Origin of the sequence: Streptomyces sp. M41(2017) (assembly GCF_002078175.1) — a bacterium.
Classification (GTDB): domain Bacteria; phylum Actinomycetota; class Actinomycetes; order Streptomycetales; family Streptomycetaceae; genus Streptomyces.
Map to the genome: position 1 here is coordinate 966,759 of NZ_MWFK01000001.1, position 25,888 is coordinate 992,646.

21 protein-coding genes are annotated in these 25,888 nt (G+C 71.1%); 12 read left to right on the forward strand and 9 right to left on the reverse strand.

The window, feature by feature from the left end; translation table 11 throughout:
- Positions 1-60: 60 nt before the first annotated feature.
- The 3 genes from B0675_RS04270 to B0675_RS04280 all read right to left on the reverse strand — a co-directional run bounded on the left by B0675_RS04270 (position 61) and on the right by B0675_RS04280 (position 4,232).
- The gene (locus B0675_RS04270) at positions 61-1,746 is read right to left on the reverse strand and encodes a thiamine pyrophosphate-binding protein (protein ID WP_081217394.1); all 1,686 of its coding nucleotides are present in this window, start codon (positions 1,744-1,746) and stop codon (positions 61-63) included.
- Positions 1,743-2,708, reverse strand: coding sequence for an agmatinase (gene speB, locus B0675_RS04275; protein ID WP_081217395.1), 966 nt, complete (start codon positions 2,706-2,708; stop codon positions 1,743-1,745). Before speB ends, B0675_RS04270 begins: the two co-directional genes overlap by 4 nt.
- A gap of 63 nt (positions 2,709-2,771) precedes the next feature.
- A complete protein-coding gene (locus B0675_RS04280; protein ID WP_081217396.1) occupies positions 2,772-4,232 on the reverse strand; it encodes a sodium:solute symporter in 1,461 nt (486 codons plus the stop codon).
- Between the two features lie 181 nt (positions 4,233-4,413).
- On the opposite strand from B0675_RS04280, the gene B0675_RS04285 reads away from it, so the two are divergent.
- Positions 4,414-6,207, forward strand: coding sequence for a PucR family transcriptional regulator (locus tag B0675_RS04285; RefSeq protein WP_081221577.1), 1,794 nt, complete (start codon positions 4,414-4,416; stop codon positions 6,205-6,207).
- A gap of 40 nt (positions 6,208-6,247) precedes the next feature.
- Here B0675_RS04285 and B0675_RS04290 read toward each other — a convergent pair whose 3' ends face one another.
- Positions 6,248-6,589 (reverse strand): DUF5713 family protein, encoded by a 342-nt coding sequence (locus B0675_RS04290; protein ID WP_081217397.1) that lies wholly within the window; start codon positions 6,587-6,589, stop codon positions 6,248-6,250.
- 201 nt (positions 6,590-6,790) lie between these two features.
- Here B0675_RS04290 and B0675_RS04295 point away from each other — a divergent pair, with 201 nt between their 5' ends.
- Positions 6,791-7,579, forward strand: a complete 789-nt coding sequence (locus tag B0675_RS04295) for a phosphatase (protein ID WP_081217398.1) — start codon at positions 6,791-6,793, stop codon at positions 7,577-7,579.
- A 64-nt stretch (positions 7,580-7,643) separates the two neighbouring features.
- On the opposite strand, the gene B0675_RS04300 is transcribed toward B0675_RS04295, so the two are convergent.
- From B0675_RS04300 to B0675_RS04315, 4 genes are all read right to left on the reverse strand, one after another.
- On the reverse strand, positions 7,644-8,630 hold the full coding sequence (locus tag B0675_RS04300) for a cation diffusion facilitator family transporter (RefSeq protein WP_081217399.1): 987 nt from the start codon (positions 8,628-8,630) through the stop codon (positions 7,644-7,646).
- A 24-nt stretch (positions 8,631-8,654) separates the two neighbouring features.
- Positions 8,655-9,536, reverse strand: coding sequence for an acyl-CoA thioesterase II (locus B0675_RS04305; protein ID WP_081217400.1), 882 nt, complete (start codon positions 9,534-9,536; stop codon positions 8,655-8,657).
- Between the two features lie 34 nt (positions 9,537-9,570).
- A complete protein-coding gene (locus B0675_RS04310) occupies positions 9,571-10,728 on the reverse strand; it encodes an acyl-CoA dehydrogenase family protein (RefSeq protein ID WP_081221578.1) in 1,158 nt (385 codons plus the stop codon).
- A 108-nt stretch (positions 10,729-10,836) separates the two neighbouring features.
- Positions 10,837-11,439: a TetR/AcrR family transcriptional regulator gene (locus B0675_RS04315; protein ID WP_081217401.1), complete on the reverse strand. Its 603-nt coding sequence runs from the start codon at positions 11,437-11,439 to the stop codon at positions 10,837-10,839.
- Between the two features lie 97 nt (positions 11,440-11,536).
- Between B0675_RS04315 and B0675_RS04320 the strand changes: the two genes are divergently transcribed.
- From B0675_RS04320 to B0675_RS04355, 8 genes are all read left to right on the forward strand, one after another.
- Positions 11,537-13,153 (forward strand): carboxyl transferase domain-containing protein, encoded by a 1,617-nt coding sequence (locus tag B0675_RS04320; protein ID WP_081217402.1) that lies wholly within the window; start codon positions 11,537-11,539, stop codon positions 13,151-13,153.
- An 8-nt stretch (positions 13,154-13,161) separates the two neighbouring features.
- Entirely contained in the window at positions 13,162-15,096 is a 1,935-nt protein-coding gene (locus tag B0675_RS04325; protein WP_081217403.1) for an acetyl-CoA carboxylase biotin carboxylase subunit, read from the forward strand.
- The gene (locus B0675_RS04330) at positions 15,093-16,052 is read left to right on the forward strand and encodes a hydroxymethylglutaryl-CoA lyase (protein WP_081217404.1); all 960 of its coding nucleotides are present in this window, start codon (positions 15,093-15,095) and stop codon (positions 16,050-16,052) included. Before B0675_RS04325 ends, B0675_RS04330 begins: the two co-directional genes overlap by 4 nt.
- Positions 16,053-16,063: 11 nt before the next feature.
- Complete coding sequence (locus B0675_RS04335; protein WP_081221579.1) at positions 16,064-17,224, forward strand: acyl-CoA dehydrogenase family protein; 1,161 nt, start codon at positions 16,064-16,066, stop codon at positions 17,222-17,224.
- A gap of 175 nt (positions 17,225-17,399) precedes the next feature.
- Positions 17,400-18,449 (forward strand): ABC transporter substrate-binding protein, encoded by a 1,050-nt coding sequence (locus B0675_RS04340; protein WP_081217405.1) that lies wholly within the window; start codon positions 17,400-17,402, stop codon positions 18,447-18,449.
- Between the two features lie 54 nt (positions 18,450-18,503).
- Positions 18,504-19,370: a siderophore-interacting protein gene (locus B0675_RS04345; RefSeq protein ID WP_081217406.1), complete on the forward strand. Its 867-nt coding sequence runs from the start codon at positions 18,504-18,506 to the stop codon at positions 19,368-19,370.
- 175 nt (positions 19,371-19,545) lie between these two features.
- Complete coding sequence (gene desA / locus B0675_RS04350; RefSeq protein WP_081217407.1) at positions 19,546-20,988, forward strand: lysine decarboxylase DesA; 1,443 nt, start codon at positions 19,546-19,548, stop codon at positions 20,986-20,988.
- Positions 20,972-22,249, forward strand: a complete 1,278-nt coding sequence (locus tag B0675_RS04355; protein ID WP_241539693.1) for a lysine N(6)-hydroxylase/L-ornithine N(5)-oxygenase family protein — start codon at positions 20,972-20,974, stop codon at positions 22,247-22,249. Before desA ends, B0675_RS04355 begins: the two co-directional genes overlap by 17 nt.
- Here B0675_RS04355 and B0675_RS04360 read toward each other — a convergent pair.
- On the reverse strand, positions 22,204-23,481 hold the full coding sequence (locus tag B0675_RS04360; RefSeq protein WP_241539694.1) for a transposase: 1,278 nt from the start codon (positions 23,479-23,481) through the stop codon (positions 22,204-22,206). The two genes, B0675_RS04355 and B0675_RS04360, sit on opposite strands and share 46 nt — an antisense overlap.
- A 68-nt stretch (positions 23,482-23,549) precedes the next feature.
- On the opposite strand from B0675_RS04360, the gene B0675_RS04365 reads away from it, so the two are divergent.
- Both B0675_RS04365 and B0675_RS04370 read left to right on the forward strand, forming a co-directional pair.
- Positions 23,550-24,095 carry a GNAT family N-acetyltransferase gene (locus tag B0675_RS04365; RefSeq protein WP_081217408.1) on the forward strand — a complete coding sequence of 182 codons (546 nt, stop codon included), beginning with the start codon at positions 23,550-23,552 and terminating at the stop codon, positions 24,093-24,095.
- Positions 24,092-25,864, forward strand: coding sequence for an IucA/IucC family siderophore biosynthesis protein (locus B0675_RS04370; protein ID WP_081217409.1), 1,773 nt, complete (start codon positions 24,092-24,094; stop codon positions 25,862-25,864). The genes B0675_RS04365 and B0675_RS04370 overlap by 4 nt, the downstream gene beginning before the upstream one ends.
- The last annotated feature ends 24 nt before the right edge of the window (positions 25,865-25,888 follow it).

Consider the following 25,888-nt stretch of genomic DNA (forward strand, 5'->3'; position numbering starts at 1 on the left):
CGCCGGGAAGTGCCGCGCGCACTCCCCGGCGCTCCGGTGTTTCCGCCGTGTCCGGCCCGGTCAGTCCAGATGGGTCGGCGCGAACATGCGCAGCACGGCGGGCAGCACGACCACCGAGGGACCCGGGGCGGCCAGCGCCTCGGCCAGGTCCGCCTCCAGCGTCTCGGGACTGGTGAGCGTGCCCGGCACGCCGAACGACTCGGCGAGCGCCACGTAGTCGGGGCGGGACAGTTCGGTGGCGGTCGCCTGGCCGAACGCGTCCGTCATGTACTCGCGCAGGATGCCGTAGCCGCCGTCGTCGACGATGAGCCAGGTGACGGGCAGCCCGTACTGCTTCGCCGTCGCCAGCTCGGCGATGGAGTACAGCGCGCCGCCGTCGCCGGACACCGCGAGGACCGGTCGGGAGGGATCGGCGGCGGCCGCGCCGAGCGCCGCCGGGAAGCCGTAGCCGAGACCGCCGGCGCCCTGGGCGGAGTGCATGGTGTTGGTGCCGCGCGGATCGAAGGCCGACCACGCCCAGTAGGCCAGGATCGTCATGTCCCAGAAGGACGGCGAGGTGGCCGGCAGGGCGCGTCGGACGGCCGCCAGCACGTCCTGTTCCAGGGTGAGTTCCTGGCCGGCGATACGGTCCGCGACCTGGGCGAGCACCGAGGTCACCCGGTCCGCCGCCGACGCGTCGGGGCGTTCCTCGACCGTCTCCAGGAGCGCGGAGAGCGCGAGGCGGGCGTCCGCGTGGATGCCGAGCGCCGGGTGGTTGGACTCCAGCTTGCCGAGGTCGGCCTCGATCTGGACGACCCGACCGCGGGGCTTGAACGTGTGGTAGTTCGAGGAGAGTTCACCGAGGCCGGAGCCGACCACGAGCAGGACGTCGGCGTCCTCCAGGAAGTCGGTCGTGTGCCGGTCCTCCAGCCAGGACTGGAGGGACAGCGGGTGCTCCCAGGGGAAGGCGCCCTTGCCGCCGAAGGTGGTGACGACCGGCGCGTTCAGCCGCTCGGCGAGCAGGCGCAGTTTGCCGGAGGCGTCGGCGCGCACGACACCGCCGCCCGCGATGATCGTGGGGCGGTCGGCCGTGGAGAGCAGATGGGCGGCCAGCGCGGTGAGTTCGGGGCGCGGGACGACGTCCTCGGGGGTGGCGTCCATCGCGGTCACCACGGGCAGGGAGGTCTCCGCGAGGAGGACGTCCTGCGGGATCTCCACCCACACCGGTCCGTGCGGGGCCGTGAGCGCCGACTCCCAGGCCGCGGCGATCGCGGAGGGGATCTGCGACGGCGTACGGACCGTGTGGACCGACTTGACCACGCCCCGGAACGAGGCCTGCTGGTCGGGGAGTTCGTGCAGATAGCCGTGGCGTCCGCCTCCCAGGCCCGCGGTGGGGATCTGGCTGCTGATGGCGAGGACCGGCGCGGAGGCGGCCCGCGCCTCCTGGAGGGCGGCCAGCGAGGTCAGCGCGCCGGGGCCGGTGGACAGCAGCAGCGGCGCGGCCTCGCCGGTGACCCGGCCGTAGGCGTCCGCCGCGAACCCGGCATTGTTCTCGACGCGCAGTCCGACGTACTGGAGGGAGGAGCGGCGCAGGGCGTCGAACATGCCGAGCGCGTGCTGGCCGGGCAGCCCGAAGACGGTCGTCGCACCGAGACCGGAGAGGGTCTCCACGACCAGGTCTCCGCCGTTGCGGCCGGGGGGCGGGTTGAGCGCGGCCTCCGTCTGCGCCGCCGTCGGACGGAGCACCAGGTCGTGGTCGTGGGTCACTTGTTCCGGGCCTCCGCGATCTGGCGGGACATGATGGTGGTCAGTTCGTAGGCGGTGTGGGACGCCGCCACGGCGGTGATCTCCGCGTGGTCGTAGGCCGGGGCGACCTCGACGACGTCGGCGGAGACCAGGTTGCAGGACGAGAGTCCGCGCAGGATCTCCAGAAGCTCGCGGGAGGTCATGCCGCCCGCCTCGGGGGTGCCGGTGCCGGGCGCGTGCGCCGGGTCGAGGCAGTCGATGTCGATGGAGATGTAGAGCGGGCGGTCGCCGATGCGCTGGCGGAGCTGGTCGGCGACCTCGTCGGCGCCGCGGCGGTAGATGTCGGCCGAGGTGACGATGCCGAAGCCCATCTTCTCGTCGTCGGTGAGGTCCTGCTTGCCGTACAACGGGCCGCGGGTGCCGACGTGCGAGAGCGCCTCGGTGTCGAGGATGCCCTCCTCGACGGCCCGGCGGAACGGCGTGCCGTGCGTGTACTCGGCGCCGAAGTAGGTGTCCCAGGTGTCGAGGTGCGCGTCGAAGTGGAGCAGCGCGACCGGGCCGTGCTTCTTGGCCACGGAACGCAGCAGGGGCAGCGCGATGGTGTGGTCGCCGCCCAGGGTCATCAGCCGGGCGCCGGTGCCGAGCAGTTCGTCGGCGGCGGCCTCGACCGTCTCCACGGCCTCGTTGATGTTGAACGGGTTCGCCGCGATGTCACCGGCGTCGGCGACCTGGGCGAGGGCGAACGGCGAGGCGTCCTGGGCCGGGTTGTAGGGGCGGAGCAGCCGGGACGCCTCGCGGATGGCGTTGCCGCCGAAGCGGGCGCCCGGCCGGTACGAGACGCCGGAGTCGAACGGCACACCGACGACGGCGACGTCGGCGGTGCCGACCTCGTCGAGGCGGGGCAGCCGGGCGAAGGTCGCGGGACCGGCGTACCGCGGGACGCGGGACGAGTCGACGGGGCCGCGGGGCGTCTCGTTGCTCATGGGGTGATGCCTTCTTTCCTACGCTTCGTCGCGTATGTACAACTAAGTACAACTAGTACGACTCTACTGGTGAACCGGGACCGGTTCGGACAAGGGTTCGGCGCCGCGGCCGGCCAGCCGCTCGCGCCAGACGGCCAGTACCGCCGCGTCGGTCGCGGGCGTGGCCAGCGAGACGACCACGTAGGCGGCCAGGGAGAGGAGCAGCCCGTAGTAGACGGGCTCGTTGGCGAGGATGCCGTAGCCGGCCATCAGGCCGACGACCGCGAGACCGCCCACGACCACGGAGGCGAGCGCGCCCTGCGCCGTGCCGCGCTTCCAGAGCAGGCCGCCGAGGATCGGCACGAGCAGTCCGGCGACGAGCAGGTTGTACGCGACGGTCAGCGCCTCGACGACGTTGTTGAGCGCGATCGCCGTGCCGATCGCCGCGACGCCCATGATCAGGATGAAGACGCGGTTGCCCTTGACCTCGTCGTGGTCGGCGGCGCCGGGCTTCACGGCACCGCGCAGCCGCGACCAGATGTCGTTGTTGGCGACGGTGGCGCAGGCGATGAGGGCGCCGGAGGAGGTGGACATCACGGCGGCGAGCGCGGCGGCGAGCACCAGACCGCGCACTCCGACGGGGAGTTCGTCCTTGACGATGGTGGCGAAGGCGGTGTCGGCGCTGGGCAGCTTCGGGTACATGACCTTGGCCGCGGTGCCGATGACGGCCCCGGCGACGGCGTAGACCAGGCAGTAGGTGCCGGCGACGGTGCCGCCCCACTTGGCCGTCCTGTCGCCGCGGGCGGTGAACACGCGCTGCCAGATGTCCTGCCCGATCAGCATGCCGAACGTGTAGATGAGGACGTAGGTGAAGATCGTCTCGCCGCCGATGCCCAGCGGGTCGAAGTACTCGGTGGGCAGCTTGGCCTTCATCGCGCTGAACCCGCCGGCCTTGACGACGGCGATGGGCAGCAGCAGGAGCAGCACGCCGATGGTCTTGACGACGAACTGCACCATGTCGGTGAGGGTGATCGACCACATGCCGCCGAGGGTCGAGTAGGCGACGACGATCGACCCGCCGATGATGATCGCGAGCGTCCGGTTCATGTCGAAGAGGACGTCGAAGATCGTGGCGTACGCGATGGTCGAGGTGACCGCCAGCATCAGGGTGTACGCCCACATGACGACGCCGGAGATGAGGCCGGCCCGGCCGCCGTAGCGCAGGTCGAGCATCTCGGAGACGGTGTAGACCTTCAGGCGGGCGATGCGCGCGGAGAAGAAGACGCTGAGGGCGAGCAGGCCGAGTCCGATGGTGAAGACCATCCAGGCCCCGGAGAGGCCGTACTGGTAGCCGAGCCCGACGCCGCCGATGGTGGACGCGCCGCCGAGGACGATGGCGGCCATGGTGCCCGAGTACATGGCGGGCCCGAGGCGCCGTCCGGCGACCAGGAACTCGCTCTTGGACTTGGCGCGGCGCATGCCCCACCAGCCCATGGCCAGCATGCCGGCCAGATAGACGACGATCACTGTGTAGTCGACGGCCATGGGTCTCCTCCGGGCACTGGGTGGCGTGTCGTGCGGTGGTGTGGGGAGCCGGCGACTGATCGCGGGGACATCCGCCCGTACCCGCGGCCGCCGGTCGGGACCGACACTAGGTGGCCGGAAAGCGACTGCGAAGTGTACGTTTCATCCATTCGATCCGAACCGGATGGAGGAACCGTCCATCATGCCGGACCCCCGGTCACCGTCCGCCCCGCAGGCGCCCGCCGCCGCCCCGGTCCCCGCCGTCCCGCCGACTCCCCCGGTGGCGCTGTCGGCGCTCCTCGCCCGCGAGGACCTGGGGCTGCGGCGGATCGCCGGTCCCGCCGGGAGCGGCACCGTGATCCGGTGGGCGCACACCTCGGAGATGTCCGACCCGTACCCCTACCTGCTGGGCGGCGAGCTGCTGCTGACCGCCGGGGTCCACGTCCCGGACCCCGCCGCCGGGCAGGACGCGCCCTCCCGCTCCGGGGACGCCGCCGGAAGCCTGCGGGAGTACTTCGACTCCTACGTGTCCCGGATCGTGGCGGCGGGTGGCGCGGCCCTCGGTTTCGGCCTGGCGCCGGTGCACGACCGGGTGCCGCCCGAGCTCGTCGCGGCCTGCGACGCCCACGGCCTGCCGCTGCTGGAGGTGCCGCCCCGGACGACGTTCTCCGGCGTCGCCCGCGCGGTGTGGCAGCTCATGGCGCAGGCCCGGCTTGCCGAGCTGCGGCGGGTGACGGAGGCCCAGCAGAGCCTCGCGGCAGCGGCGGCCCGCCCCGATCCGGTCCCGGCCGTGCTCCGTCAGCTCGCCCAGCGGGTGGGCGGCCTCGCGGTCCTGTACGGCCCGGAGGGCACGGAACTGGCCCGGACCGGCAGGATCCCGGACGCCCCGACGACGGGGAGCGCCTCCGGGCGGGGTGCCTCGGGGGACGCCCCCTCGGAGGGCCCGACGGCCACCTCGGCGGGCGGCGCCACCGGCACCCCCGGGGCCACCCGCGCGAGCACGGCCGCCGGCGCCCTCGACGACACACCGGCGAACCCCTCCGCCCGCACCCCCGCGGACCCGTCCGCCGGGGGGACCGGTTCCGCCGACGCGCGTCCCGCCGCGACGCGCCCCGAGACCGCCCTCGCCGAACTGGCCGGGGTCGTCCGCCCGTGGGAAGGGGCGGGGGCCGCTTCCCCGAGGCCCTCGTCCGCCACCGACACCGTCGGCGGTGTCCATCTCGCGGCCTACGCGCTCGGCAGCGGTCAGGGCTTCGTGCTCGGGGTCGCCGCGCCGCGCCGCGACCCGGGCGACCACACGATCGCCTCCGTCGCGTCCGTGCTGCTCTCCCTCCTCACCGGGGAGCAACAGAGCGGCAGTGGCGCGGCCCGCTCGGCCGCGCTGGTGCGGCTGCTGCTCGGTGCCGCGCCCGAGGCGGTGGCGCCGCTCCTCGGCGGCGAGCGGTGGACCGTCGTGCACGCGTGCCCTACCGGGGAAGGACCGGCGCCGGACGCCGTCACCGCCACCGCGCTGGGGGCGGCTCTCGGCTCCGCGCTGGTCGACGTGGACGGCGACGTGGTCCGCGTCCTCGTCCCCGGTGACCGCGCGCCCGCCGAGCAGCCCGGCTGGACCTGCGGGGTCAGCGCCCCCGCCGGCCCGGACGCCTGGACGGCGGCCGACACCCAGGCCGCCCGCGCACTGGCCCGCGCCCGAGCGACCCGCACCGCCCTGGTCCGGCACGGCGAGCGCCCCTCGCTCGCCGATCTCCTCCCGGCGGGCGACACCGAGGCCCACGCCCTCGCGCTTCTCGCTCCCGTCGCCGGGACGCCCGCGCTGACCGAGACCCTGCGCGCCTGGCTCTCCCTGCACGGCAGTTGGGACCGGACGGCGGTGGCCCTCTCCGTCCACCGCAACACCGTCCGCCAGCGCATCGCCCGCTGCTCGGCGTTGCTGGAGGCGGACCTCGACGATCCGGACGTACGGATGGAGTTGTGGTTCGCGCTCCGATCCGGGTGACGAACGGGCCGTCGGGGGTCCGGCGTCCGCCCCCGCCAACTCACCAGTCCCGGGGGGCGATCAGCTCCTCCACGTCCGCGGCGCCGAACCCGTACGCCGAGGCCACGAACCAGAAGTCCTCCGCTATCTCCTCGCGGGCGACCGTCTCGATGTCGCTGTCCGCCTCCCAGAAGGCGTCCTGGAGCGCGTTGAACTCCTCGGTCGCGGCGTGCGTGAGCACGTACAGCGCGGTGAGGTCCGCGGGCCGCTCCGCCTCGATCCGCTCGCACAGGCCGAGCAGGATCACCCGGCCGCGGTCGACGACATGGTCCGGGTAGTACCCGTCGGCGTACATCCCGCGCAGGAACGCGTGCTCCCCCACCTGACCATTGGTGACCGCCACTGCTTCCCCCGTCCGTCGGACATCTCCCGGGGTCCCTCGACCCGTGAGAGCGATCCTGCACCACGCCACTGACAGCGGGCCCTGCCCGGCCGCGGACCACCGGGCCCCGGCACCGCACCCCGCCGGCACACCCGAGTGACGCGCGTCCCAGCGACCGGGACAGCCGCGCCCCCGACCGGAACCCACCGGCACAATGGGGGTATGCCGATACCCGGGACTCCCAGCCGCGCCGAACTTGTCGACCACCTCGTGAAGACCCGCATCGCGGGCGATGTCGCCACCCCCCGCGAGAACAACCTCTCCCACTACCGCAAGCTGGCCAACGGCGAGCGCAACTGGTGGCTCGGCCTGGAGCTCGGCGACCGCTGGACCGACGAGCAGGACGTGCTCGCGGTGATGGCGGAGCGGGTCGGTGTCAACGACGACCCGGAGTTCCGGTACGGGCAGGACACCATCGATCCCGAGCTGACCGTGGACGGTCTGGACCGCCTCGCGGCCCGGCTGCGCAAGGCGGCCGAGGGGCGCCAGCGGGTGCTGTTCGCGACCGGCCACCCCGGCGGTCTGCTCGACGTGCACCGCGCCACGGCCGCGGCGCTGCGCGCCGCCGGCTGCGAGATCGTGGTGATCCCGGAAGGCCTCCAGACGGACGAGGGCTACGTCGTGCAGTTCGCGGACGTCGCCGTGCTGGAGCACGGGGCCACGCTGTGGCACACCCACTCCGGCGAGCCGATGCGCGCGATCCTCGACGGCCTGGCGCGCGAGGGCCGCCCGCTGCCCGACCTGGTCGTCGCCGACCACGGCTGGGCGGGCCGCGCGGGCCAGCAGGGCGTGGACTCCGTCGGCTACGCCGACTGCAACGACCCGGCCCTGTTCCTCGCCGAGGCGGAGGGCACCGTCCAGGTCGTGGTCCCGCTGGACGACCATGTCGTCAGCCCGCGCCACTACGACCCGATGACGGCGTATCTGCTGAAGGAAGCCGGCTTGGCGTGACGCCCGGCACGCCGTACGGCACCCGTGCGTGGCCCGGATCCCAGGGTGAGCGGTCCGCGTCCCGTCACGGCCAGGGGTTCAGGCCCTCCGCCCGGCGCTGGGCGTACCCCGGCGTCGGGTCGAGGTAGACCCGGATCACCGAGGGGAACACCGTCCGGAGCCGGTCCTCCGCCTGTTCGCAGGCCCACTCGATCTGGGCCGCCGTCGACACGTCCCGGAAGTCGACCTTGGCGGCCACGAGTGCCTCGCGCGGGCCCTGCACGAGCGTGGTCAGCTCCAGGACGGCCTCCACGTGCTCGACCGCCAGCAGCTCCGCCCGGATCCGCTCGCGCATCGCCTTGGGCAGTGGCCGTCCGATGAGCAGTTCCGCGTTGGACCGGCCGAGCACCCAGGCGACGTAGAGCAGCAGCACGCCGATGAGGAGCGAGGCGACGCCGTCCCAGACGCCCGAGCCGGTGAGCTGGCCGCCCAGCAGGCCGCCCGCGGCGAGCACCAGGCCGACCAGGGCCGCCGAGTCCTCCAGCACGACGGCCTTCACGGCGGTGTCCGGCGTGTGCCGCAGGTAGTGCTTGAACGTGGTGTCGACGCGGGCGGCCTCACCACGGGCCTGCCGCAGTCCCGTCCGCAGGGAGAAGCCCTCCAGCAGGAAGGCGACGCCGAGCACGATGTACGAGACGAGGGGATTGCCCAGCTCCTCCCCCGCGACCAGGGTGTGCACGCCGTCGTAGATCGAGAAGACGGCGCCGCCGACGAAGGTGGCGACGGCGGCGAGCAGCGCCCAGATGTAGCGCTCGGGGCCGTAGCCCAGCGGATGCTCCTCGTCGGCCGGTTTCTCACTGCGTTTCAGGGCCGTCAGCAGCAGGATCTCCGTGACGGTGTCGGCGACGGAGTGCGCGGCCTCCGACAGCATCGCGCTGGATCCGCTGATGATGCCGGCGACCGCCTTGGCGAGGGCGATCCCGAGATTGGCGACGGCGGCGACGATCACCGTGGTGACGCTCTCGCCCCCGCCGTCAGGACCGGCCGCTTCGTCCCGCGCTGCTTCAGTCATGCCCCAGTCTTACCGGCGGACGGCCTACCGGGGGACGCGGACCACGCCTTCCTGGATCACCGAGATGGCGAGGCGGCCGTCGCGGGTGTAGATGCGGGCCTGGCCGAGGCCCCGGCCGCCGGACGCGGACGGCGACTCCTGGTCGTACAGGAGCCATTCGTCGGCGCGGAACGGGCGGTGGAACCACATGGCGTGGTCCAGGGACGCCCCGACGACGTCCCCGGTGACCCAGCCGCCGCGCCCGTGGGCGAGGAGGACCGAGTCGAGGAGGGTCATGTCGGAGACGTAGGTGGCGAGGACGACGTGCAGCAGCGGCTGGTCGACGGCGCCGTCGAGCTTGCCGTTGGTGCGGAACCACACCTGGGAGCGCGGTTCCCGGGCCTCGCCGACGGTGCCGTACGGCGGCGGGTCGACATAGCGCAGGTCGACGGACTCGCGGGTCTCCAGGAGGCGCTCCAGGACGTCGGAGCCGGAGAAGCGGTCGGCGTACCGGGGCAGCAGCTCGGCGGCCGTGGGCAGCGTCTCGGGGTCGGGCGCCGGCGGCATCGCCGCCTGGTGCTCCAGGCCCTCCTCGTACGTCTGGAAGGACGCGGAGAGGTGGAAGATCGGCTGTCCGTGCTGGACGGCGACCACCCGGCGGGTGGTGAAGGACCGGCCGTCCCGGATGCGGTCCACGGTGTAGACGATGGGGGCTCCCGGATCGCCCGCCCGCAGGAAGTAGGCGTGCAGGGAGTGGGCGTGCCGGTCGTCGGGGACCGTGCGCCCGGCGGCGACCAGTGCCTGCGCCGCCACCTGCCCGCCGAAGACACGGGGGACGACGGCCGAACGGGACCGGCCGCGGAAGATGTCCTCCTCGATCCGCTCGAGGTCGAGCAGATCGAGGAGGGACTGAAGTGCCTCGCTCATGGGGCAGTTGTACCGTGCAGTCGTTTCGCGGTCCTTACAGGCCCATGTTCTTGGCGATGATCGTCTTCATGATCTCGCTGGTGCCGCCGTAGATGCGGTTGACGCGGTTGTCCGCGTACAGGCGGGCGATCGGGTACTCGTTCATGAAGCCGTAGCCGCCGTGCAGCTGGAGGCAGCGGTCGATGACGCGGTGCGCGACCTCGGTGCAGAACAGCTTGGCGCTGGCGGCCTCGGCGGGGGTCAGCTCGCCCGCGTCGAGGGCCTCCAGGGCGCGGTCGGCGACGGCCTCGGCCGCGTCCACCTCGGCCTGGCAGGCGGCCAGCTCGAACTTGGTGTTCTGGAAGGAGGCGACGGGCTTGCCGAAGACCGTGCGCTCCTGGACGTACTCCTTGGCGAACCGGACGGCGGCCTTGGCCTGCGCGTAGGCGCCGAAGGCGATGCCCCAGCGCTCGGAGGCGAGGTTGTGGCCGAGGTAGTGGAAGCCCTTGTTCTCCTCGCCCAGCAGGTCCTCGACGGGCACCTTCACGTCGACGAACGCCAGCTCGGCGGTGTCGGAGGTCTTCAGGCCGAGCTTGTCGAGCTTGCGGCCGATGGAGTAGCCCTCGGACTTGGTGTCCACGGCGAACAGCGAGATGCCGAAGCGGCGGTCGTCGGCCGTGGGCGCGGAGGTGCGCGCGCAGACGATCACGCGGTCGGCGTGCACACCGCCGGTGATGAAGGTCTTGGAGCCGTTGAGGACGTAGTGCGTGCCGTCCTCGGAGAGCTTGGCGGTGGTCTTCATGCCCGCGAGGTCGGAGCCGGTGCCCGGCTCGGTCATCGCGAGGGCCCACATCTCCTCGCCGGTGACGAACTTCGGCAGGAAGCGCTTCTTCTGCTCGTCGGTGGCGAGCATCTTGATGTAGGGCAGACCGAGCAGCACGTGCACGCCCGAGCCGCCGAACTGGACGCCGGCGCGCGCGGTCTCCTCGTACATCACGGCTTCGAACTTGTACGAGTCGATGCCGGCGCCGCCGAACTCCTCGTCGACACGGATGCCGAAGATGCCGAGCTCGGCGAGCTTGAGGTAGAAGTCGCGCGGCGCCTGGCCGGCGGCGAACCACTCGTCGTAGACCGGGACGACCTCGGCCTCGATGAAGGCGCGCAGGGTCTCCCGGAACGCCTCGTGGTCCTCGTTGAACACAGTACGGCGCACCGCCGCCACCTCCACCTGAATACCTGGGTCATGTCTAAGCGCTTGCTCAGATACCACGTTACCCGCCGGTCACGACAGACGTCCAGGGGCCACCACCCGAGACGCTCGTCACGCGCCGGGGGCCGCCGCGGCCGCCCCGAAGGCGCCCCGGGCCATCCGGTGCAGCAGCTCCGCCGTCACGGCACGCCCGGGCAGGGCGCCGGGGCGCCCGAGGTGCGGGGTGGAGTTCAGCAGACCGAAGACCGAGTGCACGGCCGACCGGGCGGCGGGCTCGGCCAGCTCCGGGTACACCTCGCGGACCACCTCCACCCACAGCTCGACGTACTGCCGCTGGAGCTGGCGCACGAGCTTGCGGTCACTGTCCCGCAGGCGGTCCAGCTCACGGTCGTGCAGGGTGATCAGGGGGCGGTCGTCGAGCGCGAAGTCGATGTGGCCCTCGATGAGCGAGTCGAGCAGCGCCCCGGCGCCCCCCTCCGCCTCGGCCACCCGGCGTTTGCCGCCCGTGAGGAGCTGGCCGCTGATCCCCACCAGCAGTTCGGCGAGCATCGCGTCCTTGCCCGGGAAATGCCGGTACAGCCCGGGGCCGCTGATGCCGACCGCCGCCCCTATCTCGTCCACACCCACGCCGTGGAAGCCGCGCTCGGCGAAGAGCCGGGCCGCCTCCTTGAGAATCTGCTCGCGGCGGGTGGGGGCGTCGGTTCTCGTGGCCATACAAGTGATTCTAGACAGGGAGGTTAGCGCTCGTTAACCTGAAGGAAATGCGTTAACGCTCATTAACTGGTCGACCACCTGGTGAGGGGACCGCAGGATGCACGAGGCACCGGAGCTGACGAGCGCGGCCGATCCCGCGTCGGAGGCCTGGCGGGCCAACGAGGCCGCGCACCGCGCGCTGGGCGAGGAGCTGCGCCACAAGCTGGCCGCGGCGCGGCTCGGCGGCGGCGAGAAGGCGCGCGCCCGGCACACCGCGCGCGGAAAGCTGCTGCCCCGCGACCGCGTGGACACCCTCCTCGACCCCGGCTCGCCCTTCCTGGAGCTGGCGCCGCTCGCCGCCGACGGGATGTACGACGGGGCGGCCCCGGCCGCCGGCGTCGTCGCGGGGATCGGCCGCGTCAGCGGCCGGGAGTGCGTGATCGTCGCCAACGACGCCACGGTCAAGGGCGGCACGTACTACCCGATGACGGTCAAGAAGCACCTGCGCGCCCAGGAGGTCGCGCTGGAGAACCGCCTGCCGTGCATCTACCTCGTGGACTCCGGGGGCGCCTTCCTGCCGATGCAGGACGATGTGTTCCCCGACCGCGACCACTTCGGGCGGATCTTCTACAACCAGGCCCGGATGTCCGGCGCGGGCATCCCGCAGATCGCCGCCGTCCTCGGCTCCTGCACGGCGGGCGGGGCGTACGTGCCGGCGATGAGCGACGAGGCGGTGATCGTCCGCGGTCAGGGCACGATCTTCCTCGGGGGGCCGCCGCTGGTGAAGGCCGCCACCGGCGAGGTCGTCACGGCCGAGGAGCTGGGCGGCGGCGAGGTCCACTCCCGTGTGTCGGGCGTCACCGACCACCTCGCGGAGGACGACGCGCACGCCCTGCGGATCGTCCGGAACATCGCGGCCACCCTCCCCGCGCGCGGGGAGCTGCCCTGGTCGGTGGAGCAGCCGGTCGAGCCCAAGGTGGACCCGTCCGGCCTGTACGGCGCGGTGCCGGTCGACTCCCGCACCCCGTACGACGTGCGCGAGGTCATCGCGCGCGTGGTGGACGGTTCCCGCTTCGCCGAGTTCAAGGCCGAGTTCGGGCAGACCCTGGTCACCGGGTTCGCCCGGATCCACGGCCACCCGGTCGGCATCGTCGCGAACAACGGCATCCTCTTCTCCGAGTCGGCCCAGAAGGGCGCGCACTTCATCGAGCTGTGCGACCAGCGCGGCATCCCGCTGGTGTTCCTCCAGAACATCTCGGGCTTCATGGTCGGCCGGCAGTACGAGGCCGGTGGCATCGCCAAGCACGGCGCCAAGATGGTGACGGCCGTCGCCTGCACACGCGTACCGAAGCTGACCGTCGTGATCGGCGGGTCGTACGGAGCGGGCAACTACTCGATGTGCGGCCGGGCGTACTCGCCGCGCTTCCTGTGGATGTGGCCCGGCGCGAAGATCTCCGTGATGGGCGGCGAGCAGGCCGCCTCGGTCCTCGCGACGGTCAAGCGCGACCAGTTGGAGGGACGCGGCGAGTCGTGGCCGGCCGCGGACGAGGAGGACTTCAAGGCGCCGATCCGCCGGCAGTACGAGCAGCAGGGGAACGCCTACTACGCCACGGCCCGCCTCTGGGACGACGGAGTGATCGACCCGATGGAGACCCGGCAGGTCCTGGGACTCGCCCTGACCGCCTGTGCCAACGCGCCCCTGGGTGACCCCCAGTTCGGCGTCTTCCGGATGTGAGGGGACCCATGTTCGACACGGTACTTGTGGCCAACCGGGGCGAGATCGCCGTACGGGTCATCCGCACGCTGCGCGCGCTCGGCGTGCGCTCGGTGGCCGTCTTCTCGGACGCCGACGCCGACGCGCGGCACGTCCGGGAGGCCGACACGGCCGTACGGATCGGGCCCGCGCCCGCGTCCGAGAGCTATCTGTCGGTGGAGCGGCTGCTGGAGGCGGCGGCCCGGACCGGCGCCCAGGCCGTCCACCCGGGGTACGGCTTCCTCGCCGAGAACGCCGCCTTCGCGCAGGCCTGCGCGGACGCCGGACTCGTGTTCATCGGGCCGTCCCCCGAGGCGATCTCGCTCATGGGCGACAAGATCCGCGCCAAGGAGACCGTGAAGAAGGCCGGGGTCCCGGTCGTCCCCGGCTCCTCCGGCAGCGGTCTGACCGACGACGAACTGATCGAGGCGGCCCGCGAGATCGGCGTGCCGGTGCTCCTGAAGCCGAGCGCGGGCGGTGGTGGCAAGGGCATGCGCCTGGTCCGTGACGCCGCCGTCCTCGCCGAGGAGATCGCCGCCGCCCGGCGCGAGGCACGCGCCTCCTTCGGCGACGACACCCTCCTCGTGGAGCGGTGGGTCGACCGCCCCCGGCACATCGAGATCCAGGTCCTCGCCGACGGACACGGCCATGTGGTGCACCTGGGCGAGCGGGAGTGCTCGCTGCAGCGCCGCCACCAGAAGATCATCGAGGAGGCGCCCAGCGTGTTCCTCGACCCCGCCACCCGGGCCGCGATGGGCGAGGCGGCCGTCCAGGCGGCCCGCTCCTGCGGCTACCGCGGCGCGGGCACGGTCGAGTTCATCGTCCCGGGCGGCGACGCCTCGTCGTACTACTTCATGGAGATGAACACCCGCCTCCAGGTGGAGCACCCGGTCACCGAGCTGGTCACCGGCCTCGACCTCGTCGAGTGGCAGCTGCGGGTCGCCGCCGGTGAGCCGCTTCCCTACGGACAGGACGACATCACCCTCACCGGGCACGCCGTGGAGGCGCGGATCTGCGCCGAGGACCCCGCGCGCGGCTTCCTCCCCTCCGGCGGCACGGTGCTCGCGCTGCGCGAGCCCCAGGGCGACGGGGTGCGCACCGACTCGGGCCTGTCGGAGGGCACCGAGGTGGGCAGCCTCTACGACCCGATGCTCTCGAAGGTCATCGCGTACGGCCCCGACCGGCCGACGGCGCTGCGCCGCCTGCGGGCCGCTCTCGCCGACACGGTCACCCTCGGCGTCCAGACCAACGCGGGCTTCCTGCGCCGACTGCTGGCCCACCCGGACGTGGTGGCCGGCGACCTCGACACCGGGCTGGTCGAGCGCGAGGCGGCCGGCCTGGTCCCGGACGGAGTGCCGGAGGAGGTGTACGAGGCGGCCGCCGCCGTGCGGCTCGACGGGCTGACGCCGGCGGGCGACGGCTGGACCGACCCGTTCTCCGTGCCGACCGGCTGGCGGCTGGGCGGCACGCCGAAGCCGGCCACGTTCTCGCTGCGGGTCCTCGACCCCGTCGTCCACACCCCGCGCGGCACCCACACGGTCGGTGCGGGACAGGTGGCGGTGACCCTCGACGGGGTGCGCCACACCTTCCACCGCGCCGGCGACTGGATCGGCCGTGACGGCGACGCCTGGCACGTCCGCGACCACGACCCGGTGGCCGCGTCGCTGACCGGCGCCGCGCACGCCGGGGCCGACTCGCTGACCGCCCCGATGCCGGGCACGGTGACCGTCGTGAAGGTCGCCGTCGGCGACGAGGTGACCGCCGGACAGAGCCTGCTGGTCGTCGAGGCGATGAAGATGGAGCACGTCATCTCCGCCCCGCACGCCGGCACGGTCAGCGAGCTGGACGTCACGCCGGGCACCACCGTCGCGATGGACCAGGTCCTCGCGGTCGTCACCCCGGCCGAGGAGACGGAGACAGCATGAGCACGTCCGAACGGGGCCTGCCGATGACCGTACCGGCCGAGGACCTGCCCGCCCGGGTGCGGATCTACGAGGTCGGCGCGCGCGACGGTCTGCAGAACGAGAAGGCGACCGTGCCCACGGAGGTCAAGGCGGAGTTCATCCGCCGCCTCGCCGGCGCGGGACTGACCACCATCGAGGCGACCAGCTTCGTGCACCCCAAGTGGGTTCCCCAACTGGCCGACGCCGAGCAGCTGTTCCCGCAGGTGTCCGACCTGCCGGTGGCACTCCCCGTCCTCGTGCCGAACGAACGCGGACTGGACCGGGCGCTCGCGCTCGGCGCCCGGCACGTCGCCGTCTTCGCCAGTGCGACGGAGTCCTTCGCCCGGGCCAATCTGAACCGCGGCCTCGACGAGGCGCTCGCCATGTTCGAGCCCGTGGTGCGCCGCGCGAAGGACGGCCGGCTCACGGTCCGCGCCTACGTCTCGATGTGCTTCGGCGATCCGTGGGAGGGCCCGGTCCCGGTCCATCAGGTCGTCCGGGTCTGCAAGGCGCTCATGGACATGGGCGCCGACGAGCTGAGCCTCGGCGACACGATCGGCGTGGCCACCCCCGGCCATGTGGGGTCGCTGCTGGCCGGGTTGAACGCGGCGGGCGTGCCGACCAGCGCGATCGGCGTGCACTTCCACGACACCTACGGCCAGGCACTGTCCAACACCCTGGCCGCCCTCCAGCACGGCGTCAGCACCGTGGACGCCTCCGCGGGCGGCCTCGGCGGCTGCCCGTACGCGAAGTCCGCGACCGGCAACCTCGCCACCGAGGACCTCGTGTGGATGCTCCAGGGCCTCGGTATCGACACCGGGGTCGACCTCGGCCGCCTCACCGCCACCAGCGTGTGGATGGCCGGACGACTGGGCCGACCCAGCCCGTCCCGCACCGTCAAAGCGCTCGGTAACTCGACTCAGTCCCACCAGGAGTGATCCCCATGTCGCTGGACCACCGCCTCTCCCCCGAACTCGAGGAGCTCCGCCGCACGGTGGAGGAGTTCGCGCACGACGTCGTCGCCCCCAAGATCGGCGACTTCTACGAGCGGCACGAGTTCCCGTACGAGATCGTGCGGGAGATGGGCCGCATGGGCCTGTTCGGCCTGCCGTTCCCCGAGGAGTACGGCGGCATGGGCGGCGACTACCTCGCCCTCGGTGTCGCCCTGGAGGAGCTGGCCCGGGTCGACTCGTCCGTGGCCATCACCCTGGAGGCGGGCGTCTCGCTGGGCGCCATGCCGATCCACCTGTTCGGCACGGAGGCCCAGAAGGCCGAGTGGCTGCCCCGGCTCTGCTCCGGCGAGATCCTCGGCGCGTTCGGCCTGACGGAGCCCGACGGCGGCTCGGACGCGGGCGCGACCCGGACGACGGCCCGGCTCGACCCCGACACCGACGAGTGGGTCATCAACGGCAGCAAGTGCTTCATCACCAACTCCGGTACGGACATCACCGGCCTGGTGACGGTCACCGCGGTCACCGGCCGCAAGCCCGACGGGAAGCCGCTGATCTCCGCGATCATCGTCCCCTCGGGCACCCCGGGCTTCACGGTCGCCGCCCCGTACTCGAAGGTCGGCTGGAACGCCTCGGACACCCGCGAGCTGTCCTTCGCCGACGTGCGCGTCCCCGCGGCGAACCTGCTCGGTGAGGCGGGCCGCGGCTACGCCCAGTTCCTTCGCATCCTGGACGAGGGCCGGATCGCCATCGCCGCGCTGGCCACCGGGCTCGCGCAGGGCTGTGTGGACGAGTCGGTGCGCTACGCCAAGGAGCGGCACGCGTTCGGGCGGCCGATCGGCGCCAACCAGGCGATCCAGTTCAAGATCGCCGACATGGAGATGAAGGCCCACATGGCCCGCGTGGGATGGCGCGACGCCGCGTCCCGCCTCGTCGCGGGCGAGCCGTTCAAGAAGGAGGCGGCGATCGCCAAGCTGTACTCCTCCACGATCGCCGTCGACAACGCCCGGGACGCCACCCAGGTCCACGGCGGCTACGGCTTCATGAACGAGTACCCGGTGGCCCGTATGTGGCGCGACTCCAAGATCCTGGAGATCGGCGAGGGCACCAGCGAGGTCCAGCGCATGCTGATCGCCCGGGAGTTGGGGCTCACGGGCTGACCCCCGGACCTCCGGGGCTCGGCAGCCCCGCGAGCCGGGCGGTCCGTGACGTTCCGCCCGTTGCGTCCCGCCACGAGGTACCCCGCCCGCTGGACAGTTGATGAGGTTAGGCTAACCTACCTTCGAACTTGTCCGGCGGGCGTTTCGCCGCCCCGTGCCGAAAGCAGTCACACTCATGTCCAACGCCCGTGCCACCCACCTCACCCGTCGCGGCATCCTCGCCGCGGGCGGCGCCCTCGGCCTCGGCGCCGTCCTCGCCGCCTGTGGCGACGACGACGCCTCGAAGAACGGTGGCTCGGACGCGGCGAAGGCCAGCGCCAAGTCCGGCCCGTGGACGTTCAAGGACGACCGCGGCACCACGGTGAAGCTGGACAAGGCCCCGGCGAACATCGTCGCGTTCACCGGTGTCGCCGCCGCCCTCTTCGACTACGGCATCGAGGTCAAGGGCGTCTTCGGCCCGACGACGACCAAGGACGGCAAGGCCGACGTCCAGGCCGGCGACATGGACGTCAGCAAGCTGACCGTGCTCGGCAACGAGTGGGGCCAGTTCAACATCGAGAAGTACGCGGGTCTGGCTCCCGACGTCCTGATCTCCACCATGTTCGACGCCGCGGGCACCCTCTGGTACGTCCCCGAGGAGTCCAAGGACAAGATCCTCAAGCTGGCCCCGAGCGTCGGCGTCTCCGTCTTCGACGTGCAGATGCCGCAGCCGCTCCAGCGGATGCTGGCGCTGGCCGAGTCACTCGGCGCCGACGTGAAGTCCGCGAAGATCGTCGAGGCGAAGAAGAAGTTCGAGACGGCCGCCGAGCGGCTGCGCAAGGCCGCCAAGGCCCGCCCGGAGATCAAGGTCCTCGCGGGCAGCGCGAGCCAGGACATCTTCTACGTCTCCGGCTCCAACCTCTCCATCGACCTGGAGTACTTCAAGGCCCTCGGCGTGAACATCGTCGAGCCCTCCGCCAAGGCCCTGAAGGCCAGCGGCGGCTGGTTCGAGAACCTGAGCTGGGAGAACGTCGACAAGTACCCGGCCGACGTCATCATCATGGACGACCGCACCTCGACCATCCAGCCGGCCGACATCACCGAGGCCACCTGGAAGAAGCTGCCCGCCGTCAAGGCCGGCCAGGTCATCGCGCGCACCCCCGAGCCGATCCTGTCGTACGACAAGTGCACCCCGATCCTCGACCGGCTCGCCGAGGCCATCGAGAACGCCAAGAAGGTCGCCTGACACCCCGGCGCCACCCGCCGACCGTGACCCCCTGACGATCACTCAGGAGCATGCATGACGACGGCCGTAGCCGCCCCGTTCCGTTTCTTCTCCCTCCGGGTCGTACGGACGAGGCGGCTCGGTCCGTCTCTGGTCCGGGTGACCTTCGGCGGGCCCGACCTGGAGGCGTTCCACTCCGACGGGCGCGACCAGTCCCTGTCCCTCTTCCTGCCGCACCCCGGCCAGAGCGAGCCGGCCGTGCCGGCCGAGCTCGGAGAGGGCTGGTGGCAGGGATGGCGTGAACTCCCCGACGACGTCCGGGCCGTGATGCGCTCGTACACCCTGCGCTCCCTGCGCCGCGAGCCCGGCGGGCCCACCGAGATCGACATCGACTTCGTGCTGCACGGCACGGAACCGGGTGCCGCCGTCCCCGCGGGGCCCGCCTCGCGCTGGGCGTCCGGCGCGCGCACCGGCGACCGGGTCGTCCTGCTCGGTCCCGCCCTCGCGGACAACCGGGCCATCCGCTTCCGGCCGCCGGCCGACACCGACCTGGTGGTCCTGTGGGGCGACGAGACGGCCCTGCCCGCCGCCTGCGCCATCCTCGAATCGCTCCCGGCGGGACTGCGCGTACGGGCCTGGCTGGAGGTCCAGCACGCCGAGGACATCCAGGAACCGGTGACGGCGGCCGACGCCGAGATCACCTGGCTCGTACGGGACGGACACGTCGGCGCGGAGGCCTCCATGGGCCTCGACGCGGTGCGGGCGGCCCCGCTCCCGGCCGCCGGGGCACCGTACGCCTGGATCGCCGGAGAGTCCGGCCGTGTGAAGGAACTGCGCAGACATCTCGTGCGCGAACGGGGCGTCGACCGCCGCCGGGTCACCTTCGTCGGCTACTGGCGACAGGGGCTGACGGAGGAACAACTGCGGGACAGCGGAGAGTAGTTGACCGCACGGCACACGCCTCTTCGGTGACTCGGACGAGGCGTATGTCACGCCGGGCGGGGGCAGGACCGGGCGGGACGCGTGATCGACTTAGGTTAGGCTAACCTAAGTCGAACGTCGCGACCCGCCCTTTCTCTGTCCCGCTCGGACTCTCCCCCGCACGGAGGACCCCCACATGCGCTCGCACCTGCTCAACGACACCACCGCGGACCGGTACCGCCGCTCCGTGACCGAAGGCGTCGAGCGGGTGGCGGCCAAACTCGCCACCACCACCCGCCCGTTCACGGGTGTCACGGTCGACGACCTCACTCCCCGCATCGAGGGGATCGACCTCGACAAGCCTCTCCACGACACGACGGCCGTCCTCGACGAACTGGAGGAGGTCTACCTCCAGGACGCGATCTACTTCCACCACCCCCGCTACCTCGCCCACCTCAACTGCCCGGTCGTCATCCCGGCCGTGCTCGGCGAAGCCGTGCTCTCCGCCGTCAACTCCTCCCTGGACACCTGGGACCAGTCGGCCGGCGGCACCCTCATCGAGCGCAAGCTCATCGACTGGACGAACGAGCGCATCGGCTTCGGCCCCTCCGCCGACGGCGTGTTCACCAGCGGCGGCAGCCAGTCCAACCTCCAGGCGCTCCTCCTGGCCCGCGAGGAGGCCAAGTCGGACCACCTCGCCGACCTGCGGATCTTCGCCTCCGAGGTGAGCCACTTCAGCGTCAGGAAGTCCGCCAAACTCCTCGGCCTCGGCCCCGACGCCGTCGTCTCGATCCCCGTCGACCACGACAAGCGCATGCAGACGCTCGCCCTCGCCCGGGAGCTGGAGCGCTGCAAGGAGAGCGGCCTCGTCCCCATGGCCGTCGTCGCCACCGCCGGCACCACCGACTTCGGCTCCATCGACCCCCTGCCCGAAGTCGCCGAACTCTGCTCGCAGTTCGGGACCTGGATGCATGTGGACGCGGCCTACGGCTGCGGCCTGCTCGCCTCGCTGAGGAACCGCGGCCGCATCGACGGCATCGAGCGCGCCGACTCCGTCACCGTCGACTACCACAAGTCCTTCTTCCAGCCCGTGAGTTCCTCGGCCCTGCTGGTCCGCGACGTGGCCACCCTGCGGCACGCGACCTACCACGCGGAGTACCTCAACCCGCGCCGGATGGTCGAGGAGCGCATCCCCAACCAGGTCGACAAGTCCCTCCAGACCACCCGCCGCTTCGACGCCCTCAAGCTGTGGATGACGCTGCGGGTGATGGGCGCCGACGGCATCGGCGAACTCTTCGACGAAGTGTGCGACCTGGCCGTGCGGGGCTGGGAACTGCTCGCCGCCGACCCGCGCTTCGACGTCGTGGTCGAACCCTCGCTCTCCACCCTCGTCTTCCGCGTCGTCCCGTCCGGCGTCACCGACCCGGCCGAGATCGACCGCGCCAACCTGTACGCCCGCAAGGCCCTGTTCGCCTCCGGTGACGCCGTCGTCGCGGGCACCAAGGTCGGCGGACGCCACTACCTGAAGTTCACGTTGCTCAACCCCGAGACGACGGTGGACGACATCGCCGCCGTCCTCGACCTGATCGCCGGCCACGCCGAGCAGTACCTGGGAGACTCCCTTGACCGCGCCTGCTGACACCACGGACAAGACCCACGACTTCGTGGGGATCGGGCTCGGGCCCTTCAACCTCGGCCTCGCCTGCCTGACCGAACCGATCGCCGGACTCGACGGCGTCTTCCTGGAGTCGAAGCCGAACTTCGAGTGGCACTCCGGGATGTTCCTGGAGGGCGCGCACCTCCAGACCCCGTTCATGTCGGACCTCGTCACCCTCGCCGACCCGACGTCCCCGTACTCCTTCCTCAGCTATCTGAAGGAATCCGGCCGCCTGTACTCGTTCTACATCCGCGAGAACTTCTACCCGCTGCGCGTCGAGTACGACGACTACTGCCGCTGGGCCGCGAACAAGCTGAGCAGCGTCCGCTTCGGGACGACGGTCGCCGAGGTGACGTACGAGGACGAGGTGTACGTCGTACGGACGGAGGCCGGCGAGGTGTACCGCGCCCGGCACCTGGTCCTCGGCACCGGCACCCAGCCCTACGTACCGGAGGCCTGCGCGGGCCTCGGCGGCGACTACATCCACAACTCCCGCTACCTCCAGAACAAGGCGGAGCTCCAGGCCAAGGAGTCCATCACCCTGGTCGGCAGCGGCCAGTCGGCCGCGGAGATCTTCCTCGACCTGCTGGGCGAGATCGACGTGCACGGCTACCGGCTGAACTGGGTGACCCGCTCGCCGCGCTTCTTCCCGCTCGAATACACCAAGCTCACCCTGGAGATGACCTCTCCGGAGTACATCGACTACTTCCACGCGCTGCCCGAGCCGACCCGCTACCGCCTCCAGGCCGAGCAGAAGGGCCTGTTCAAGGGCATCGACGGCGACCTGATCAACGAGATCTTCGACCTGCTCTACCAGAAGAACCTCGGCGGCCCGGTCCCCGCGCGGCTCCTCACCAACTCCGCGCTGGAGTCGGTGCGCCACGAGAACGGCACGTACACGCTGGGCCTGCGCCAGCAGGAGCAGGTCAAGGACTACGAGCTGCACTCCGAGGGCCTGATCCTCGCCACGGGCTACCGCTACACGGAGCCGGCGTTCCTCGCCCCGGTCCGCGACCGGCTGCGCTACGACAGCCAGGGCAACTTCGACGTGGCCCGCAACTACGCCATCGACACCACGGGACGCGGGATCTTCCTGCAGAACGCGGGCGCCCACACCCACTCCATCACCTCGCCCGACCTCGGCATGGGCGCGTACCGCAACGCGTACATCATCCGAGAACTGCTCGGCACCGAGTACTACCCGGTCGAGAAGACCATCGCGTTCCAGGAGTTCTCCGTTTGACGTCTGCCCCCACCCGGTGTGGTGGGGGCTCCCACAGCTCGCGCCATGGTCTTTCCTGCTTCATCGCCGACTGCCCGTCCGGAGGAACTCCGTTGAGGCCTTACACCAGCTCCACAGGCCGATACCGCCCGTCCGGCGGCCAGAATATTCTCAGCGGCATTGTGGTCGCGGTCGTGCAGGGTCCCGCAGCCCTCGCACACCCACCTCCGGACGCCAAGCGGCAGCACTCTTCGAATCAGGCCGCACTCGAAACACATCTTGCTCGACGGGAAGAAGCGGTCGATCACAACGAGTTCACGCCCGTACCAAGCACACTTGTACTCCAGCATCGTCCGCAATTCCGCCCACGAGGCATTGGCGATCGCCGCGGCCAGAGCTCTGTTGCTCATCAAGTTGCGAACGGGGAGATCCTCGATCACGACCAGTTGGTTCTCCTGGACGAGTCGAGTGGACAGCTTGTGCAGGAAGTCCCGTCGCCGGCTTGCGATCCTCGCATTGATTCTCGCCGCCTTCACACGAGCCTTCCCGTAGTTTCTGGAGCCCTTCTCTTTACGGGCAAGGCCTCTATGAGCGGCGGCCAGGCGAGCCCCCTCCCTCCGGTGAAAGGCCGGGTTGGGAATCTTCTCCCCCGTGGAGAGGGTCGCGAGGGAGCTGATTCCGAGATCGATACCGATCGCACTGTTCGAGGAGGGAAGAGCCCGAACTCCGGGGTCGTCCACCAGAATGGACACAAACCATCGCCCGGCCGCGTCCAGGGACACAGTGACCGTACTGGGCGCAGCGCCCTCAGGCAGGGGTCGAGACCAGCGGATGGCGAGCGGGGCACTCATTTTGGCAAGCGTCAATTGATCATTGCGCCAGGTGAAAGCCGACCTGGTGTATTCAGCTGCCGCCCGCGACTTATTTCTGGATTTGAATCGTGGATACTTGGCACGTTTGCTGAAGAACCCGGAAAAAGCCGCCTGCAAGTGTCTCAAAGACTGCTGCAGTGGGACCGACGAAACCTCGGCCAGGAACGCGAGCCCCTCCGTTTTCTTCCACCCCGTAAGCATCGAAGAGGTTTCCCCATAGGAAATCCGCCGTTGCTCGTCCATCCAGGCCCGACTACGGGCCTCCAACGCCATGTTGTAGACCTTGCGGACACACCCGAACGTACGAAGCAGCTCACAAGCCTGCTCCGTCGTTGGATAGAAGCGGTACTTGAATGCCCGCTTCGCGTGCGTTGCCTCCACTCTCTAAACGGTAGCCGCGTTGACATCGGCATGGTGTCGTTCTCACGAAAAAGCACAAGGAGTTCCCGATGACCGCCGTCGCTCAGGTCGGCACGTTCGACATCCGTCCCCTCGACCCCGTCGAGGACGCCCCGCTGCTGCACCGCTGGGTGACGCATCCGAAGGCCGCCTTCTGGATGATGCAGGAGGCGAAACTGCACGACGTGGAGCGCGAGTACATGGCCATAGCGGCCAGCGAGCACCACCACGCGTACCTCGGCCTGCTGGACGGCGAGCCCGTCTTCCTGATGGAGCGCTACGACCCCCGCCACATCGAACTCGTCGGCCTGTACGAGCCCGAGCCCGGTGACGTCGGCATGCACTTCCTGGTCGCGCCGAGCGACACCCCCGTGCACGGCTTCACCCGTGCCGTCATCACCGCGGTGATGGAGGACCTGTTCGCCGACCCGGCCACCCGCCGGGTCGTCGTGGAGCCCGACGTGGACAACAAGGCGGTGCACGCGCTGAACGAGGCCGTCGGCTTCGTGCCGGAGCGGGAGATCCAGAAGCCGGAGAAGCGGGCGCTGCTGAGTTTCTGCACCCGGGAGCGGTTCGAGAAGGCGGTGGCGGCATGACCCTCGCCGACAGCGTCGCCCACCTCTCCCCCGAGCGCTGGGCCACCGCCAACCGCCTCCTCGTCCGCAAGGCGCTGGCCGAGTTCGCCCACGAGCGGCTGATCACCCCGGAGCTGCTGCCGGACGGCCGCTACGAGGTCCGCGGCGACGACGGACAGACCCGCTACCGCTACGCCGCCGTCCGGCGCGCGCTGGACCACTGGCAGGTGGACGCCGAGTCCATCACCCGGCACCGCGACGGCGTCGAACTCCCCCTGGCCGCGCTGGACTTCTTCATCGAGCTGAAGGCGTCGCTGGGGCTGAGCGACGAGATCCTGCCGGTCTACCTGGAGGAGATCTCCTCCACGCTCTCCGGTACCTGCTTCAAGCTCACCAAGCCGCAGATCCCCGTCCGTGAGCTGGCGGGCGCCGGCTTCCAGGCCATCGAGACCGGCATGACCGAGGGCCACCCCTGCTTCGTCGCCAACAACGGGCGGCTCGGCTTCGGGGTGCACGAGTACCTCGCCTACGCCCCCGAGACCGCGAGCCCGGTCCGGCTGGTGTGGCTGGCCGCGCACCGCTCGCGGGCCGCGTTCACGGCCGGTGTCGGCATCGCGTACGAGTCGTTCGTGCGCGACGAGCTGGGCGCGGAGACGGTCGAGCGGTTCGCCGGCACGCTGTCCGGACAGGGTCTCGACCCGGAGGACTACCTGCTCATCCCCGTCCACCCCTGGCAGTGGTGGAACAAGCTGTCCGTGACCTTCGCCGCCGAGGTCGCCCAGCGGCACCTGGTCTGCCTCGGCGAGGGCGACGACGAGTACCTCGCGCAGCAGTCGATCCGGACGTTCTTCAACACGTCGCACCCCGAGAAGCACTATGTGAAGACGGCGCTGAGCGTCATCAACATGGGCTTCATGCGCGGTCTGTCCGCGGCGTACATGGAGGCGACCCCGGCCATCAACGACTGGCTGGCGCAGCTGATCGAGAACGACCCGGTGCTGAAGTCGACGGGTCTGTCGATCATCCGCGAGCGGGCCGCCGTCGGCTACCGGCATCTGGAGTACGAGGCCGCCACCGACCGGTACTCCCCGTACCGCAAGATGCTGGCCGCGCTGTGGCGCGAGAGCCCGGTGTCCTCGCTCCAGGAGGGCGAGAGCCTCGCCACGATGGCGTCCCTCGTGCACGTCGACCACGAGGGCGCGTCCTTCGCGGGCGCGCTGATCGAGCGGTCGGGGCAGACGCCGGTGGAGTGGCTGCGCGACTACCTGCGCGCCTACCTCACTCCGCTGCTGCACAGCTTCTACGCGTACGACCTCGTCTACATGCCGCACGGCGAGAACGTCATCCTGGTGCTGGAGGACGGGGCGGTGCGGCGGGCGGTCTACAAGGACATCGCCGAGGAGATCGCGGTGCTGGACCCGCAGGCGGTGCTGCCGCCCGCGGTCGAGCGCATCCGCGTCGAGGTCCCCGAGGACCAGAAGCTGCTGTCCGTCTTCACGGACGTCTTCGACTGCTACTTCCGCTTCCTGGCGGCGCAGTTGGCGGCCGAGGGCATCCTCGACGAGGACGACTTCTGGCGCACGGTCGCCGAGTCGGTGCGTGCCTATCAGGAGGCGACGCCGGAACTGGAGGACAGGTTCCGGCAGTACGACCTGTTCGCCCCCGAGTTCGCGCTGTCCTGTCTCAACCGGCTCCAGCTGCGGGACAACCGGCAGATGGTGGACCTGGCGGACCCGTCGGGCGCGCTCCAGCTGATCGGCACCCTGAGGAACCCGATCGCCGGGTTCTGAGCGCCGGGCTCCCAGGAGCCCCGC

Coding starts and splice junctions, on each gene's coding strand:
- B0675_RS04280 (WP_081217396.1), bottom strand. CDS start 4,232: ATGGCCGTCGACTACACAGTGATCGTCGTCTATCTGGCCGGCATGCTG.
- B0675_RS04295 (WP_081217398.1), top strand. CDS start 6,791: ATGCCGATACCCGGGACTCCCAGCCGCGCCGAACTTGTCGACCACCTC.
- desA (WP_081217407.1), top strand. CDS start 19,546: ATGCGCTCGCACCTGCTCAACGACACCACCGCGGACCGGTACCGCCGC.
- B0675_RS04315 (WP_081217401.1), bottom strand. CDS start 11,439: ATGGCCACGAGAACCGACGCCCCCACCCGCCGCGAGCAGATTCTCAAG.
- B0675_RS04370 (WP_081217409.1), top strand. CDS start 24,092: ATGACCCTCGCCGACAGCGTCGCCCACCTCTCCCCCGAGCGCTGGGCC.
- B0675_RS04300 (WP_081217399.1), bottom strand. CDS start 8,630: ATGACTGAAGCAGCGCGGGACGAAGCGGCCGGTCCTGACGGCGGGGGC.
- B0675_RS04345 (WP_081217406.1), top strand. CDS start 18,504: ATGACGACGGCCGTAGCCGCCCCGTTCCGTTTCTTCTCCCTCCGGGTC.
- B0675_RS04330 (WP_081217404.1), top strand. CDS start 15,093: ATGAGCACGTCCGAACGGGGCCTGCCGATGACCGTACCGGCCGAGGAC.
- B0675_RS04320 (WP_081217402.1), top strand. CDS start 11,537: ATGCACGAGGCACCGGAGCTGACGAGCGCGGCCGATCCCGCGTCGGAG.
- B0675_RS04365 (WP_081217408.1), top strand. CDS start 23,550: ATGACCGCCGTCGCTCAGGTCGGCACGTTCGACATCCGTCCCCTCGAC.
- B0675_RS04325 (WP_081217403.1), top strand. CDS start 13,162: ATGTTCGACACGGTACTTGTGGCCAACCGGGGCGAGATCGCCGTACGG.
- B0675_RS04285 (WP_081221577.1), top strand. CDS start 4,414: ATGCCGGACCCCCGGTCACCGTCCGCCCCGCAGGCGCCCGCCGCCGCC.
- speB (WP_081217395.1), bottom strand. CDS start 2,708: ATGAGCAACGAGACGCCCCGCGGCCCCGTCGACTCGTCCCGCGTCCCG.
- B0675_RS04340 (WP_081217405.1), top strand. CDS start 17,400: ATGTCCAACGCCCGTGCCACCCACCTCACCCGTCGCGGCATCCTCGCC.
- B0675_RS04305 (WP_081217400.1), bottom strand. CDS start 9,536: ATGAGCGAGGCACTTCAGTCCCTCCTCGATCTGCTCGACCTCGAGCGG.